The sequence below is a fragment of the Streptomyces sp. NPDC046759 genome (assembly GCF_040645475.1).
Lineage (GTDB): Bacteria > Actinomycetota > Actinomycetes > Streptomycetales > Streptomycetaceae > Streptomyces.
The window spans coordinates 209,707-226,038 of record NZ_JBEYYJ010000009.1; the positions used below are offsets into that span (position 1 = coordinate 209,707).

General features: G+C 71.8%; 14 protein-coding genes and 1 pseudogene. 10 read left to right on the forward strand and 5 right to left on the reverse strand.

Translation table 11 applies throughout. The annotated features are described in order from the left end of the window. Nucleotides 1-142 precede the first annotated feature (142 nt). Nucleotides 143-439: a hypothetical protein gene (locus tag ABZ919_RS15350; protein ID WP_361247538.1), complete on the forward strand. Its 297-nt coding sequence runs from the start codon at nt 143-145 to the stop codon at nt 437-439. A 139-nt stretch (nt 440-578) separates the two neighbouring features. After that, the gene (locus ABZ919_RS15355; RefSeq protein WP_361247540.1) at nt 579-1,451 is read left to right on the forward strand and encodes a hypothetical protein; all 873 of its coding nucleotides are present in this window, start codon (nt 579-581) and stop codon (nt 1,449-1,451) included. Between the two features lie 552 nt (nt 1,452-2,003). Here the strand turns inward: ABZ919_RS15355 and ABZ919_RS15360 are convergent. Then, nucleotides 2,004-2,186, reverse strand: coding sequence for a hypothetical protein (locus ABZ919_RS15360; RefSeq protein ID WP_361247542.1), 183 nt, complete (start codon nt 2,184-2,186; stop codon nt 2,004-2,006). Between the two features lie 284 nt (nt 2,187-2,470). Next, complete coding sequence (gene xylA / locus ABZ919_RS15365) at nt 2,471-3,637, reverse strand: xylose isomerase (protein ID WP_361247543.1); 1,167 nt, start codon at nt 3,635-3,637, stop codon at nt 2,471-2,473. Nucleotides 3,638-3,770: 133 nt separating this feature from the next. Between xylA and xylB the strand changes: the two genes are divergently transcribed. The 8 genes from xylB to adh all read left to right on the forward strand — a co-directional run bounded on the left by xylB (nt 3,771) and on the right by adh (nt 13,730). Further along, complete coding sequence (gene xylB / locus ABZ919_RS15370; protein ID WP_361247545.1) at nt 3,771-5,222, forward strand: xylulokinase; 1,452 nt, start codon at nt 3,771-3,773, stop codon at nt 5,220-5,222. A 35-nt stretch (nt 5,223-5,257) separates the two neighbouring features. Further along, nucleotides 5,258-6,466, forward strand: a complete 1,209-nt coding sequence (locus tag ABZ919_RS15375) for an ROK family transcriptional regulator (RefSeq protein WP_361247547.1) — start codon at nt 5,258-5,260, stop codon at nt 6,464-6,466. 184 nt (nt 6,467-6,650) lie between these two features. Beyond that, on the forward strand, nt 6,651-6,839 hold the full coding sequence (locus ABZ919_RS15380) for an NUDIX domain-containing protein (protein ID WP_361247549.1): 189 nt from the start codon (nt 6,651-6,653) through the stop codon (nt 6,837-6,839). Nucleotides 6,840-7,227: 388 nt separating this feature from the next. Then, entirely contained in the window at nt 7,228-8,712 is a 1,485-nt protein-coding gene (locus tag ABZ919_RS15385) for an APC family permease (RefSeq protein ID WP_361247550.1), read from the forward strand. A 181-nt stretch (nt 8,713-8,893) separates the two neighbouring features. Next, nucleotides 8,894-9,907, forward strand: a complete 1,014-nt coding sequence (locus ABZ919_RS15390) for an acetamidase/formamidase family protein (RefSeq protein WP_361247552.1) — start codon at nt 8,894-8,896, stop codon at nt 9,905-9,907. 242 nt (nt 9,908-10,149) lie between these two features. Next, nucleotides 10,150-10,785, forward strand: a complete 636-nt coding sequence (locus ABZ919_RS15395; protein WP_361247629.1) for an N-acetylmuramoyl-L-alanine amidase — start codon at nt 10,150-10,152, stop codon at nt 10,783-10,785. Nucleotides 10,786-10,845: 60 nt separating this feature from the next. Continuing rightward, nucleotides 10,846-12,150, forward strand: a complete 1,305-nt coding sequence (locus tag ABZ919_RS15400) for a GAF domain-containing protein (protein ID WP_361247554.1) — start codon at nt 10,846-10,848, stop codon at nt 12,148-12,150. Nucleotides 12,151-12,206: 56 nt separating this feature from the next. Next, nucleotides 12,207-13,730, forward strand: coding sequence for an aldehyde dehydrogenase (gene adh / locus ABZ919_RS15405; RefSeq protein WP_361247556.1), 1,524 nt, complete (start codon nt 12,207-12,209; stop codon nt 13,728-13,730). 93 nt (nt 13,731-13,823) lie between these two features. Here the strand turns inward: adh and ABZ919_RS15410 are convergent. From ABZ919_RS15410 to ABZ919_RS15420, 3 genes and pseudogenes are all read right to left on the reverse strand, one after another. Beyond that, a pseudogene (locus ABZ919_RS15410) lies at nt 13,824-14,555 on the reverse strand (IS3 family transposase); the annotation flags it as partial. Nucleotides 14,556-14,625: 70 nt separating this feature from the next. After that, complete coding sequence (locus ABZ919_RS15415; RefSeq protein WP_361247557.1) at nt 14,626-14,928, reverse strand: transposase; 303 nt, start codon at nt 14,926-14,928, stop codon at nt 14,626-14,628. Between the two features lie 221 nt (nt 14,929-15,149). Continuing rightward, the gene (locus ABZ919_RS15420) at nt 15,150-16,244 is read right to left on the reverse strand and encodes an MFS transporter (RefSeq protein WP_361247559.1); all 1,095 of its coding nucleotides are present in this window, start codon (nt 16,242-16,244) and stop codon (nt 15,150-15,152) included. Between the last annotated feature and the right edge of the window lie 88 nt (nt 16,245-16,332).

Genomic DNA, 16,332 nt, shown 5'->3' on the forward strand with positions numbered 1-16,332 from the left:
GCACCGGGTCGGGAGCGGCGCCGGGCGCCCAGCCGGCGACCGCCTCGCCGTCGCCCCTCTTCTGCCACGGACAGTCCAACTCTAGTTTGAAGAACGGCAGATGAACGATCGACGACGACCCCGTTCGGGGAGGGTGGTCCCTGTGTTCGGCCGGATACGCACCTACGCCGCCAGACTCCGCACTTCCGCGCCCGCGCAGCCGGCGGGCGCCCGGGGCACGCGTGCACACAACTTGTTCGAGGCAGCGGCCGCCTATGTGGTGGCCCGTGCGGAGGACGATCAGGACCGGATCGAGGAGGCGGCGGCCTGGGTGTCGCCGGAGGCGCTGTCGTTCGGGGTGAGCGAACTCGCCTGCCGGGCGGTCGTGGCTCTGGCCCGGGAGCGTGACGAATCGCCCGCCGCGGTGGCCCGCATCCTGCTCGGACTGCCCAAGGGCTGAGGAAACCCTCGGTCCACCGCGGTCGTTTCGCCCCCGTCCAGGCGGAAACCTGCAGGTCCGCGTGGTGTGAGCAGTCGTGACAAGCGGCTTCCCGTCGCACTAGGGTGCGCGCCGTTGGACGAACCACTGGGAGGCAGGGATGGCGGGGATCGACGACGAGGCCGTCGCCGCCGCGGACGATGCGCTGTACGTACTGACGGCGGTGCTGCTGACGCCGGCACAGTTTCCGAGCGTCCTGGGCGACGACTATCCGGAGGCGTGCGCGGCGCTGGGACTCGCGCCGCTCGCCGACGGCTACGGCCTGGTGCTGGGCCAGGACGGCGACGGCGCACGCTGGACGGTCGTGATCGACGACGTCTCGCTGGTCGCCGTGGCGATCGCGTCCTGGGACTGCGGCATGGAGTACGAGCTGTCGCCGGACGAGCGCGCTGTCGTGGCCGCCCTGCCGGGCTGGCCCTTGGCGGTCGCCGTCGCCGCTCCCGGGGTTCCGGCGCCCCACGACCCCGGTCCCGAGGTGGCGGACCGGCCTGCGCTCAGCCCGCCGGACACCAGCTCCTGGGGACCGGCCCAGCGCCGCCTGGGTGCCGACGAGATAGCGCTGCAGTGGGCGACGTGGCGGCAGCAGATCAACGACGAGGAATTCTCCGCGCCGGACGGCCGGCAGACCCCGGACGGACAGCGGGACGCGCGGGGGACGGCCGGGGAGCAGTCGCCGAAGGGCGGGCAGGACGGGCCTCAGAGCGGCCACCGCGGAGTCAGGCGGGTGCTCGCGGAGGTGCGCGCCTACGTCGACTCCCCGCCGCCGCTGGGCCGCGTGCGCTCGTCGTTCGCCCCGGGCGACGCCCGCACGTTGCGCGCGGACGGCCCCGGCTGGTCGATGGTGGCCCGCACCGACGACATCGCCTTCGTCCTGCTCGACGACGAACCGGGCGAGGTCCTGCCGGTGGGCCGGGGCCCTGAGCTCCCGGGCCTGCTGGACGCACTCGACAAGATCGCCGTGCGGCCCATCTGACACCGAGGCCGCAAGGCCCGTCCGACACCGAGGCCGTAAGGCCCGTCCGACACCGATTCGTTCGGGCCACCTGAGACGGATCACCGTGCGGCCCACCTGAGACCGGACGGCACCGGGCGGCACCTCAGGACGGACGGCACTAGGGACGGCGCCTGAGACCAGCCGGCGTCGGCGCCGGTCCCCGAGGCCGGACGACACCGGACCCGCCACCCGAGACGGACGACGCCGGATCCGGCCCCTGAGACCGGACGACACCGGCGTCCACCCCCGAGGCCGGACGACGACCACACGGCCCTCGGGGGGCCGGCGACCGGGGGCGCTGCCGACCCGCCGGGGGCAGCCACAGGCCATGCGGGGCCGCGCGACCCCGCCGCCTGAGCCACACGCCGTGCGAGGCTCCAGGCCGCCCACCGGCTCCGCTGAAGCTCTCAACCGCAGACGCTGCCCGCCACGGCCGGGTGCGGCCTCAGAGGAAGGCCAGGCGCGCGCCTGTGTGGCCGCCCAGGCCCGCGGCCACATCCACGCTCCTGCCTGGGAGCGTCCGCTCTCCCCTCAGCGCCCGAGCTCCTTGCGCGTGATCCTGCGGAGCCTGCGCCGCTGCGAAGGGTCCAGCGCCGCATACGCCACCACCGGAACACCGACCACGATCAGGAACGACACCCACCAGGGCAGCCAGATCAGCAGGATCAGTCCGATCGCCACACCACCGACGGCGATCTTCGCGTTGTTGGACATGAGCGTCGCCTCCTTCGCGGCCACTGCCGCTCTCTGATGGGAGAACGGCGCCCCGCTCCCCACGGTTCCGGATCCCGCCCCCGAGACATCCCTGAGACCCGCCCCTAGTGGACAGGGCTCGCTCCCGGCGGGCTCCAGTCGAACAGATTGTGAAGTGTCCCGGATCACCAAGTCAGCACTCGCCCGGATCCGGGGACAGCGCCGCCTGCGGACCACCCCGGTGCGGGCGTGCTGACGGAGGGCCGGGACGGCGGCATTGCGCCGCGCCGCGGCCCTCCTCGCGTTCAGCCTCGCGCGCCCAGCAAGTGGTCCATCGCGAGCTGGTCGAGCCGCTCGAAGGCCATTCCGCGCGCGGCGGCGGCCTCGACGTCGAACTCCTCGAAGGCGCCGCGGTCCGCGAGCAGGCCCTGCAGCCCGTCCGCCGCGGTCGGCTGTACGAGCTGGTCCAGGCGCGAGGAGCGCAGCGCTTCCTGAACCTCCGGGTCGGCACGGAAGGCGGCGGCGCGCTCCTTCAGGATGAGGTAGTTGCGCATGCAGCCCGCCGCCGAGGCCCACACGCCGGCCAGGTCCTCGGTCCGCGGCGGCTTGAAGTCGAAGTGGCGCGGGCCGTCGTAACCGGCGCTCTCCAGCAGGTCGACGAGCCAGAACGCGGCTCGCAGGTCGCCGGCGCCGAAACGCAGGTCCTGGTCGTACTTGATGCCGGACTGGCCGTTGAGGTCGATGTGGAACAGCTTGCCCGCCCAGAGCGCCTGCGCGATGCCGTGCGGGAAGTTCAGGCCGGCCATCTGCTCGTGCCCGACCTCCGGGTTGACGCCGTAGAGCTCGGGGCGCTCCAGGCGCTCGATGAAGGCCAGCGCGTGGCCGACGGTGGGCAGCAGGATGTCCCCGCGAGGCTCGTTCGGCTTGGGCTCGATGGCGAACCGGATGTCGTAGCCCTGGGCGGTGACGTACTCGCCGAGCAGGTCGAAGGCCTCCTTCATGCGGTCCAGAGCGGCCCGTACGTCCTTGGCCGCGCCGGACTCCGCGCCCTCACGGCCGCCCCAGGCGACGTAGGTCCTGGCGCCCAGTTCGACCGCCAGGTCGATGTTGCGGATGGTCTTGCGCAGCGCGTAGCGGCGCACGTCGCGGTCGTTGGCGGTGAACGCGCCGTCCTTGAAGACCGGGTGCGTGAACAGGTTGGTGGTGGCCATCGGCACGGTCATGCCGGTGGCGTCCAGGGCCTGACGGAACCGCTTGATGTGCGACTCGCGCTCGGTGTCCGAGGAGCCGAAGGGGATCAGGTCGTCGTCGTGGAAGGTCACTCCGTGGGCGCCGAGCTCGGCCAGGCGCTGCACCGTCTCGACAGGGTCGAGGGCTCGGCGGGTCGCGTCACCGAACGGGTCCCTTCCCTGCCAGCCGACGGTCCACAGGCCGAAGGTGAACCTGTCCTCGGGGGTGGGCTGGTAGCTCATTCCGCCGCTCCTTGCTGTCGTACGACTATTTCGTCATCGCTGTTTACAAATTAGTATGCGCTCGCACCGCTGGGAAGAGACAAGATGTCTTTGTCCCGCAAAGTCGCGAAGATCGCGGAAAAGGGAGAGTCCGATGTCAGCAGCCGAGGGTCCGCTCGTCGTCGGCGTGGACACATCCACCCAGTCCACGAAGGCACTGGTCGTCGACGCGGCCACCGGCCAGGTGGTGGCGAGCGGCCAGGCGCCGCACACCGTGTCCTCGGGGGCGGGACGCGAGAGCGATCCGCGTCAGTGGTGGGACGCCCTGTGCGAGGCGCTCAGCCAGTGCGGTGAGGCGGCGCACGAGGCGGCGGCGGTGTCGATCGGCGGTCAGCAGCACGGCCTGGTCACCCTGGACGAGCGCGGCGAGCCGGTACGTCCGGCGCTGCTGTGGAACGACGTCCGCTCGGCGCCGCAGGCCCGCCGGCTGGTGGAGGAACTGGGCGGGCCCAAGGCCTGGGCGGAGCGCACCGGCAGCGTGCCCGGCGCGTCCTTCACGGTCACGAAGTGGGCGTGGCTGGCCGAGCACGAGCCCGAGGCGGTCCGCGCGACCAAGGCGGTACGGCTCCCGCACGACTACCTCACCGAGCGCCTGACCGGGCAGGGCACGACCGACCGCGGGGATGCGTCGGGAACCGGCTGGTGGGCGTCCGGCACGGAGTCGTACGACACCGAGACGCTCGCGCACGTCGGCCTCGACCCGGCGCTGCTGCCCCGGGTGGTACGGCCGGGAGAGGTGGCCGGCACCGTACGCGACAGCCACGACCTGCCGTTCTCCAAGGGCACGCTGGTCGCCCCCGGCACCGGCGACAATGCGGCGGCGGCGCTGGGTCTCGGCCTGCGGCCCGGCACCCCGGTGCTCAGCCTCGGCACATCCGGCACGGTGTACGCCGTCTCCCGGCGCCGCCCGGCCGATCCGACCGGCACGGTGGCGGGGTTCGCCGACGCGCACGGGGACTGGCTGCCCCTGGCCTGCACCCTGAACTGCACGCTCGCCGTGGACCGCGTCGCGGCGCTGCTGGGCCTGGACCGCGAGGCGGTGGATCCCGGGGGCTCGGTGACCCTGCTGCCGTACCTGGACGGCGAGCGCACCCCCAACCTGCCGAACGCCACCGGTCTGCTGCACGGCCTGCGCCATGACACGACCGCCGGGCAACTGCTGCAGGCCGCGTACGACGGTGCCGTGCACGCGCTGCTCGGCGCGCTCGACCTGGTCCTGGACGAGGACGCGGACCGCAGCACCCCGCTGCTCCTGATCGGCGGCGGAGCGCGGGGAACGGCCTGGCAGCAGACGGTACGGCGGCTGTCGGGGCGGCCGGTCCAGGTTCCGGAGGCCAGGGAGCTGGTGGCGCTCGGGGCCGCGGCTCAGGCCGCCGGGCTGCTGACCGGCGAGGACCCGGGCGCGGTGGCCCGCCGCTGGAACACGGCCGCCGGTCCGGTGCTGGACGCCGTGGAGCAGGACCGGGAGACGCTGCAGCGGATCACCGGGGTACTCTCCGACGCGGCCCCACTGCTGGAGCGGGGGACGGAGAGCACGCCGCACTGAGACCGGGCGACAGACATCGAGGACTGACTTCAGGCATGACCGCACCGCTGCACGAGGCGCGCCCACAGGGCGGCGGGCGCGCCCTGCCGGACACCCAGCAGGGCATGCGCCGGCGCAACCTGGCCCGCGTGATGCACGCCGTCAGCGTCGAGGGATCGCTGTCACGGGCCGCGGTCGCCTCACGCATCGGGCTGACGCGCGCGGCCGTGTCGACGCTGGTGGACGAGCTGATCCGGTGGGGTCTGCTGGAGGAGCTGGGCCCGGAGCGGCCGGGCCGGGTGGGCCGGCCGGGGTCGGCGCTCGCCGTGAGCGGCCGCGGTCCGGCCGGGATCGGCGCGGAGATCGGCGTCGACCACCTCGCGGTCTGCGTGGTCGACCTGCGCGGCGAGGTCCGCGCGCGGGCCGCGCGGCACGGAGCGAACCGGGGCCGGGCCCCCGCCCGCGTGGGGGAGGAACTGACCGAGCTGGTGCGCCGCGTCGTCGCGGAGGCGGAGCAGCAGGCGCTGTGGCCCGCGGGGCTCGCGGTCGCCGTGCCCGGACTCGTGGCACGGGACGGCCGTACCGTCGTGCGCGCTCCGAACCTCGACTGGCACGACACCGGCCTCGGCGCCCTGCTGCCCGGCGAGTGGCCGCTGACCGTGGACAACGAGGCCAACTTCGGTGCGCTCGCGGAGTTGTGGCTCGGCGACGGCACCCCGCGCGACTTCCTGCATGTGTCGGCCGAGATCGGCATCGGTGCCGCGGTCGTCGTGGACGGTGGCCTGCTGCGCGGCATCCGCGGCTTCGCGGGCGAGCTGGGCCATGTGCCGGTATGGCCGGACGGGCCGCCCTGCCCGTGCGGCGGCCGCGGCTGTCTGGAGCAGTACGCGGGCGAGGAGGCGGTGCTGCGCGCGGCGGGGCTGGAGCAGGGCGAGGACCTGGTGGGCCTGCTCGCCGACCGCGCCGAGCAGGGTGACGACAGGGTGCGGGCGGCCCTGCGGGACGCCGGTACGGCTCTCGGCATCGCCCTGACCGGTGCGGTGAACCTCCTCGACCCCGAGACGGTGGTTCTCGGCGGCGCCCTGGCCGGCCTCTCCCCCTGGCTGCTGCCGTCGCTGGAGACGGAGCTGACGAGCCGCACGGCGGGGCCGCCCTGCCCGGTGACGGTGTCCCGACTGGGCCCGGAGGGACCCCTGCTGGGCGCGGCGCATTCCGTCGTCCGACGCGTACTGGACGACCCGGCGGTCGTGGCGGAACGATCCTGACATCCCCGTGGGCCGTGAGCGGAGGTCGAGCGAGGGACCGGGTGCCGCGAGCGGAACGGGTCAGGACACCGCCACAGGCACTGCTCGCCTCGTGCGTGCTGATGCTCGACCGGCGGGCCCGAGTCCTGCTGCTCCGCTACGGTACGGGCAACCCGAACTCCGGGTCGTGGTGGTTGCCGGGGGCATGCTGGACCACGGTGAGGACCCCTGGGCTGCGGCGCGGCGGGAGATGCGCGAGGAGACCGGCATCGCGATCGGCCCGGAGCCGGTCCTGGTCGGCATCGACCACCGGGTGGACGTGCTCGGCAGCGGTCCGGTACTCGGCTGCTTCTTCGACGGCGGCACCCTCACGACGCCGGCCGGGTGCGGCTGAGTGCGGAGCACGACCGACATGGACTGTTCTCGCTCGACGAGCCGGACGGTCTGCGGCTCACCGCGCGGCCTGCCACACTCAGAGCCTTGCACACGGCGGTGCCTGACGGCGGCGTGGCGTACCTCCGGGGGGATCTGCCCGTGTGCTGAGGCCGGCCTGAAGAGGTCCGGAGACGGCCGGTGTTCACCCGGTGGGGTGGCCGAGTTTTCCACAAGCGGGTGCTTCTCCACAGAACCGGTGTGCGCTCTTCTGCCCAACCTGCCCGCCCCGTACCGTGATTCACGCGAGGCACCGGTCGACGAGCGGCCAGTCTCGGCCTGTGCAGGAGGATTGACGGTATTTCACACGCGCCGGGTGGCAGCTGGCTGACAGGCATCGGGGGACGGACATGCACGAGGAGACGACCGGGGCGCTGCGGCGCGACGCCGTCGGATTGCGCGAGGTGCTGTTCCAGAGCGTCACGGCGATGGCTCCGGCCGCCGCGGTGGCCGCGTCGATTCCGGCCGGTGCCGCCTTCGTGGGCGGCAGTCTGCCGCTGGCGGTGCTGATCGCCCTGGTGTCCTGCCTGTTCACCGCGTCCTGCGTGGCGGAGCTCGCCCGGGAACTGCCGGCCGCCGGCTCGGTGGCCACGTATGCGGCGCGGGGGCTGCACCCCGCCGTCGGCTTTCTCGTCGGCTGGGGTTACGTCTTCGTGGAGATGCTGGTCCCACCCCTGCTGCTCCTGCAGCTGGGGTTCACGGCAGCGGGCACGCTGCACGAGGAATGGCCCTCGTATCCGGCGGACCTGTGGTGGCCGTGGTCCCTGGCCGGTGCCGGGGTGATCGCCGTGGCCGGTTACCTGGGCGTCAGCGCCTCGGCCCGGTTCGGCACGGTCCTCGGCATCTTCGAGATCCTCGTCTTCCTGGTGTTCGCGTTCCTGCTCATCGGCAAGGTGGGCAGCGCAAACACCCTGTCGGTCTTCGGTACTTCGCACACCGCCGACGGTTACGCCGGAATCAGTGGCGTGTTCGCCGGATCCGTGTACACGGTCCTGGCGTTCGCGGGGTTCGAGGCGGCGGCACCGCTCGCCGAGGAGACGCGCGATCCCCGGCGCACGATGCACCGCGCGGTCCTCGGAGCGGCTCTGGGCATCGGCCTGTTCTACGTGATCACGACCTACGCGATGACCGTCTACTTCGGCCCGGACCGCTTCGCGAAGTTCGGCGCCTCGGGCGCGGCCTCCTGGGACGGCGTGGCCCGGTCCGCCTTCGGCCTCTTCTGGGTGTTCGTCTTCCTGGCGGTGATCAACTCCACGATCGCCAACGCCAACGCGTGTGCCAACGTCTCGACCCGTACGGCCTTCGCCCTGGCCCGTATCCGGGTCCTGCCCCGCCTGCTCGCCACGCTCCCCCCCCGGAACCGCTCGCCCGTGGCCGGTATCGCCCTGCAGACCCTGGTGGCGGTAGGGGCGGTCCTGGGACTCGGTTTCGGTTACGACCCCGTGACCGGGTTCCTGCTGCTCGCCACCGTGATCGTCACGGTCGTCGCCGGGGTCTACATCGTCGTGAACCTCGCCTGTGCCGGCTACTGCCTCCGGGCCGGCCGGGCCGTCCTGAAGCCGGTACGGCATCTGCTGTTCCCGGTGCTCGGCATCGCGGCCTTCGTCCCCGCCCTGCTGACGGCCGCCGGCCTCCCGGCCTTCGACTTCGTCACCGAACTGACGGCCCCGGTGTCCTACGCCGGCCCGATCGTCGGTGTCTGGACGGCGGTGGGTGTGGTGGTGGTGCTCCTGCTGATACGGCGTCACCCCGAGCGCATAGCCGAGACGGCGCGGGTGCACCTCGAGACGTACGACCTCGCCGACCACCGGCGGGACGGGACCGTGCCCCGCTGAGCTGCCGGCGAACTGCCGGGAACTTCCCGCAGATCCGCCCGGCCGCCCGCTCTTGCACACGGTCACCCCCGCCGACCTGCCGATGTCATGTGAAATCCCTGCCGCGACCCGGCGCCTCAGAACCCGCACCCGCGCAAGCCCGGTCGCCCGACCGCCCCGTCCAGAAGGGACCACCTCCACGATGACCGACCCCCGGATCCTCACCGTGCGCCCGGAACCGGGCGAGTACGCCTGGACGTTCGGCGGTGCCCCGCCGGTGGCCCGGATCGCGCCCGGCACGGTGCTCGACCTGTACACGGAGGACTGCTTCGCCGGCCGGGTGCGCTCGGAGAAGGACCTTGTCTCCGAGGTCTGCGAGTTCCCGTTCCTCAATCCGCAGACCGGCCCCTTCCACATCGAGGGCGCCGAGCCCGGCGACACCGTGGCCGTGCACTTCGTGTCCATCGAACCGGCCCGCGACTGGGCCGCGTCCACCACCGTCCCGCTCTTCGGCGCGCTCACCTCCACGCACACCACGGCCACGCTGCAACCGCCGCTGCGGGAACGCGTCTGGATCTGGCAGCTGGACCGTGCGCGGCGCACCGCCCTGTTCCAGGCGCAGGACAGCGCCATCGAACTGGAGCTGCCCATGGACCCCATGCACGGCACGGTGGGCGTGGCCCCCGCCAACCTGGAGGTGCGCTCGGCCCTGGTCCCCGTCGCGCACGGCGGGAACATGGACACCCCTGAGATGCGGGCCGGCGTCACCTGCTACCTGGGTGTCAACGTCGAGGGCGCCCTGCTCAGCCTCGGCGACGGGCACGCCCGGCAGGGCGAGGGCGAGACCTGCGGGGTGGCCGTGGAATGCGCCATGAACACGGTCGTCGTCGTGGACCTGCTGAAGGGGGTCGCCACGCCGTGGCCGCGGCTGGAGTCGGACACGCACATCATCTCCACCGGCTCGGCCCGCCCGCTGGAGGACGCGTTCCGGATATCGCAACTCGACCTGGTGCAGTGGCTGGCCCGCGACTACGGGTTCAGTGAGCCGGACGCGTACCAATTCGCAACCCAGGCGGTCGAATCCCCGTTGGCCAACGTGTGCGACACGAACTACACGTGCGTGGCCAAACTCCGCAAGGCGTGGCTGCCGGCACGTGAGACGTACCGCGGGGTTCACGCGCGGCTGCGGGAAACCGCGCGAGCCCTGCGGAACTGACGCCGAGCGGGTCCCCGGTGGGTGCCCCACACCCTGGGCTCCGGCATCCCCGGCACCCGACACGACCCCGACGCCCCACAACTCCGAAGGCGGCACAACCCGGACATCCAACCGCGAAGGGCCTAATGACTCCGGGGCACCCCACGACCTCCGGGCGCCGCAGAACTCCGGGGCCCCCTCCGCCGGACGCTGCTTGAACTCTGACGCCCCCCACACTCCCGAAAGGCAACCCGCCGATGGACATGGACCCGACCGTCCCCGCGCGGCGAAGAGAGCCGGCGAGCCCGGCCACGCCGCGCCTGAGCAGGCGACGGCTGCTGCAGGGAGCGGCACTCGCCGCCGTCCCCTATACGCTGCTCCCCGACCCACGAGCCGGTGCGCGGCCCGAGGCCGTCGACTACCCGCCCGCCGAATGGCAACCGGCGAGCCCGTCCAACTACACCGCGTCCGACCGCCCCGCCGGTTACCTCATCGACCGAGTGATCATCCACGTCACTCAGGAGACGTACGCGAAGACGCTGGCGATCTTCGCCAACCCGCAGAAGAAGGTGTCCGCGCATTATCTGGTCCGATCAGCGGACGGCCGCGTCGCCCAGTGCGTGCACGAGGCGGACATCGCCTGGCACGCGGGCAACTGGGACTACAACACCCGCAGCATCGGCATCGAGCACGAAGGGTGGGTGGACCAGCCCTCGTATTTCACCGACGCCCTCTACGAGGAGTCGGCGAAGCTCACGGCGGCGATCTGCGACACGTACGGCATCCCCAAGGACAGGGAGCACATCATCGGCCACTACCAGGTGCCCGGAACCGATCACACGGACCCGGGCCCGAACTGGGACTGGGTCCGCTACGTGAGACTGGTCAACTTCGCCTAGCCGGAAGACGATGGTCGCAGGACCGGCATCGCCGTTTCACCGTCCGGGGAGGAGGGCGTCGTGACCGATCCGTGGGTGGCCCTGGAGGCGGGGGCCGACCCCGCCGAGCGGGTCCGTGTGCTGCGCCGGGCACACGAGACGTTCACTACGGCTGGCACGATGCCGGGCCCGGTGCGGTCGGTGGTGGCGGAGTCGTGGCGGCGCAGCGCGCGGGCCGGAGTCGGTCCCGACGGCACCGCGAGCGTGGAGCTCACCGACGGCGACCTCGGTGCCTACCGGGCGGACCATCCGCTCGCCCGGGTGATGCCGCTGTTCCGGGAGCTGATGGGCACGTTCGCCGCCGACGGCGAGCATCTGCTGGCGGTGTGCGACGCGCACGGCAGGCTGCTGTGGGTCGAGGGGCATCCGGCGACCCGGCGCCGCGCGGACGGAATGAACTTCGTACCGGGGGCACGCTGGGCTGAGAGCGCGGTCGGCACCAACGCCCCGGGAACCGCGGTCGCCGTGGACCGGCCGGTGCAGGTGTTCGCCGCGGAGCACTTCATACGCCGGGTACAACCGTGGACGTGCGCGGCGGCCCCGGTGCACGATCCTCGCACCGGCCGGGTCCTGGGCGCCGTGGACATCACCGGCGGGGACGGACTGGCACACCCGCACAGCCTCGGGTTCGTCCAGGCGGTGGCGCGGGCCGCGGAGGCACAGCTCGCGCTGCTCGCGCCGCCTAGCACCCCGGACACGCCGCTGCTCGGCGCGCTCGGCCGGGACGAGGCCGAACTCGTCCTGGACGGCAACCGGATCCGGCTCAGCCGCCGGCACAGCGAGATACTCGTGCTTCTCGCGCGGCATCCCGAGGGGCTGAGCGGTGACGAGCTGCTGTGCGCGCTGTACGCGGACGAGTCGGTGACACCGGTCACTCTGCGAGCCGAACTCGCCCGGCTGCGCAGGCTGTTGGGACCCGGACTGCTCGCCTCGCGGCCGTACCGGCTCACGGCCGCGGTCGAGTCGGACGTGACCGTGGTGGAGCGGCGCCTGCGGGCGGGGGCGGTCACGGCGGCGGCGAAGACGTACGCCGGTCCGCTGCTGCCGGGATCGCAGGCACCGGCGATCGTACGACTGCGGGAGCGGCTCACCGGAGAGCTGCGGACGGCACTCGTCGCGCACCACGACCCGGATCTGCTGGCGGACTGGGCGCACGCGCCCTGGGGCGAGGACGATCTCGAGGTGTGGCGCGCGCTCGCAGCGGTGCGGCCCACGGCGCCGGTGCGAGCCCGGCTCGCCTCGCTGGAGGCCGAGCTGACGGCCCCCTCCGGCGGGACGTCGGGACACGGCCGCGGCGCAACGTGGTTGCAACGTCCGCGCGTCTAGCCTCGCGCCGACAGCTGCCCAACGGCGGGCAGCGCTGCACCGGGAGGCAGACCAGCATGACTCGTTACGCGGCGCCGGGCACCGAAGGCGCGATCGTCTCCTACCAGGCGCGCTACGACCACTTCATCGGCGGCGAGTACGTGCCGCCGCTGCGCGGGCAGTACTTCGAGAATCCGTCGCCGGTCAACGGACAGCCGTTCACGGAGATCGCGCGGGGCACCGCGGAGGATGTCGAGCGCGCGCTGGACGCGGCGCACGAGGCCGCGCCCGCGTGGGGCCGTGCGTCGGCGGCCGAGCGCAGCGACATCCTGCTGAAGATCGCCGACCGCATGCAGGCCAACCTCGAAGCCCTCGCCGTGGCGGAGAGCTGGGAGAACGGCAAGCCGGTGCGGGAGACGCTGGCGGCCGACATCCCGCTCGCGATCGACCACTTCCGCTACTTCGCCGGGGCCATCCGGGCGCAGGAGGGGTCGCTGAGCCAGATCGACGACGACACGGTGGCCTACCACTTCCATGAGCCGCTCGGGGTCGTGGCGCAGATCATCCCGTGGAACTTCCCGATCCTGATGGCGGCATGGAAGCTGGCTCCGGCGCTCGCCGCGGGCAACGCCGTCGTCCTCAAGCCGGCCGAGCAGACCCCGGCCTCCATCCACTACTGGGTCGGTCTGATCGCGGACCTGCTGCCGCCCGGAGTGCTGAACATCGTCAACGGTTTCGGCGTGGAGGCGGGCAAGCCGTTGGCGTCGAGCCCGCGCGTGGCGAAGGTCGCGTTCACCGGAGAGACCACGACCGGGCGGCTGATCATGCAGTACGCCTCCGAGAACATCAAGCCGGTCACCCTGGAGCTCGGCGGCAAATCGCCGAACCTCTTCTTCGACGACGTGTGGGCGCACGACGACGACTTCCGGGACAAGGCGCTCGAGGGCTTCACCATGTTCGCGCTCAACCAGGGGGAGGTCTGCACGTGCCCGTCCCGCGCGCTGATCCAGCGCGGCCACTACACGGAGTTCCTCCAGGCGGCGGTCGAACGCACCGAGCGGATCAAGCCGGGGCACCCGCTCGACACCGACACCATGATCGGCGCCCAGGCCTCCAACGACCAGCTGGAGAAGATCCTCTCCTACCTGGACATCGGCCGGCAGGAGGGCGCCAAGGTCCTCACCGGCGGTGAACGCATCGAGTACGACGGCGAGCTGAAGGGCGGCTACTACGTCCAGCCGACCATCTTCGAGGGCGACAACCGCATGCGGATCTTCCAGGAGGAGATCTTCGGCCCGGTCGTCTCGGTGGCCTCCTTCGCCGACTTCGACGACGCCATCAAGATCGCCAACGACACGCTGTACGGCCTCGGCGCGGGCGTCTGGACCCGGGACGCCACCACGGCCTACCGCGCGGGCCGCGCGATCCAGGCGGGTCGCGTGTGGACCAACTGCTACCACGCCTACCCGGCACACGCTGCTTTCGGCGGCTACAAGCAGTCCGGGATCGGCCGCGAGACGCACAAGATGATGCTGGATCACTACCAGCAGACGAAGAACATTCTTTGTTCTTACAGCCCCCAGAAGCTCGGCTTCTTCTAGAGCCTGAAACGGGTTGCCTGGAGGCTTCGTTGCGCTCCAGGCAACCTGGAAATACCTGAACCGCTCCGGGGTTGTCCTGAGTTCGAAGTCGATGGGTGTGAGCATGCCGAGTGCGGAGTGTCGACGTTGCCGGTTGTGGAAGATCTCGAGGTATTCGAAGATCGCGTTGGCCAGTTCCAGGCGGGTGCGCCCTCGACGGCGGTTGAGCAACTCGGTCTGCATCCCGCCCCGGAACGATTCGATCATGGTGTTGTCGTAGCAGTCGCCGATCGTGCCCATCGAGGGGACCAGGCCGGAGGCCCGGGCCCGTTCGGTGAAGGCCCAGGACGTGAACTGGACTCCGTGGTCGGAGTGGATCACCGTCCCAGCAGTCGGCCGGCGATTGCTGATCGCCATATTCAGGGCGCTGGTGACGAGGGCGGAGGTCTGGGTGGAGTCGATGGACCAGCCGACCACCCGGCGCGAGTAGGTGTCCAGGACGACCGCGCAGTACACCTTGCCCTCCCGGGTGGGGTGCTCGGTGATGTCGGTGACCCACAGCTTGTCTGGGGAGGTTCTGGCGAAGTTCCGGTCGACCAGGTCGGCGGCTGTGGGGGTGTCGTGCCGCGGCCGTCGGCGGCGGTTGCCGGGCAGGCCCTTGAGACCGGCCCGCTGCATGAGCGGCATGACGGTGCCGTGGCTGATGGAAATGCCGTGCCCGAGCTGGAGCTCTGCGTGGACGCGGCGGATCCCGTAGGAGCCGTGCGAGGCGGTGTGGATGGTGGTGATGGCCTCGGTCAGCCCCGAGTGCCGCAGGGAACGAGGTGAGGGTGGACGGGAGCGCAGGCGTAGTAGCCGGACTCGGAGACGTTGAGCACTCTCGTCGCCGTCTGCACGGACATGCCCTCGCCGGCCATCACCGCGACGGCCTCGAAGTGTCCTTTGGGGGCATCACCTTGCCTATGAGCTCGGCTGCCCGGCGGTGGACGGCCAGTTCCGCCTCCAGTTCGGCGATCCGTCGTCGGGCTACCACCAGCTCGGCCTGGTCCTCGCTGGTCGGCCCAGGCAGTCGACCCGTGTCGATGAGGCGCTGACGACGCCAGACATAAATCGTCTGCTCGCTGACGCCGAGGTCGTGAGCAATCTGCCGGATCGGCCGGCCGGCTCCGACGAGATCGAGGACCTTGCGCCGGAACTCAGCCGGGTAACTACGGGGCACAGAAGCCTCCTTGAGTCTGGAGCATCATCTGTCCAGCAAGATGACTCCACCAGACCCGGGGCACATCAGAGCCTCTGGCAAACCCGGAGCGGTTCAGTCCACGGGGTCTGGAAGGTATGGCGGCATCTGCACGCGAGCGCATAGCCGTGGCCCTCCTTTGGTCCCGGGGGCGGGGCTGCCACGGGTCGCGACCAGGTCCTCGACGGACCGGGCGCTGCGCCCTACTGGCTCCGGGCGGCCTTGGCCGCGTCCGGGTGGGAAGGGCTGACGGTGTCCAGGGCCTCGGAAGAGGCCAGTGCCGCCAAGGGCCTGGCTGCGCGCCTGCGGACGGCGGCTCCGGCGACCGCCAGCAGTGCCAGCACAATCACCATGGCGCCGTACCACATCGTCGTGACGCGCAGGCCGAGAGACGGGATGGCGAGCCCGGCCACCACGGCGGGGAGGCTGAAGGCGAGGTAGCTGACGACGTAGACGGAGGCGAACAGCTTCGCCCGTTCGGTGGGACAGGCCAGTGCCGCAAGCGAGCCGAAGGAGCCCAGGAGGGAGCTGCCCCAGCCGACGCCGGCGAGGGCGGTTCCGAGGAAGAACAGCGGCGTCGAGGGTCCGACGAGGGCGAGCAGGGTCAGAGCGGTCCCCGCGGCGAGGGCCACGCACCCGGCGGCCATCACCCGCTGCGGCGCCAGGTTGCGCCCCAGCAGTGAGGCGACGGTTCCCGCGCTGTAGAACGTGGCCAGCGCCAGGGCACCGACCAGATGGCTGCCGATGTGCAGGACCCCTACGGCCAGCGAGGGGCCGAGCGAGAGGTAGAACCCAGTGATCGCCCAGGTGGCGATGAGGCAGGGCGTGGTCACCAGGAAGGCCCGGCGCACCTGGGACGGCACGGCCAGTTGCGGCCGCAGCGAGGCCCAGGCGCCCGGCCGGGGCGTGACCGGCTCGGGCAGGAGGAACACCGCCGCGGTCAGCACCAGGAAGGCGGCGATGAGCAGCACGAAGACCAGTGTCGTGGGGGCGGGGGCGTACTGCACCAGCAGTCCGGTGCCCAGCGCCCCGAGGGCCAGCCCGGCGGCCGGGGCGGCGCTGTTCAGCACCGAGGCGAGGCGTGACGTGGGTGACGGCTGCAGATCCACCAGCCCGGCGGTGATGGCCCCCATCGCCGCACCCATCCCCAGCCCCTGCAGGATGCGCGCCACCAGCAGCAGCCCAATGGTGTCGGCGATGAGGAACACGGCCATGGACGCGGCCTCGACGATCAGCGCGGCGGCGAGCACGGGCCGCCTGCCGATGTAGTCGGAGAGTCCCGCACGCCTGGCGCTCACCGGTCACGACTGGCCTGCCGGGAACAGGTACTTGGCAGGCGCCCGGGCAGCATGACCACCAGCATGTGTCTGTGCGGCCCCGTCCCCG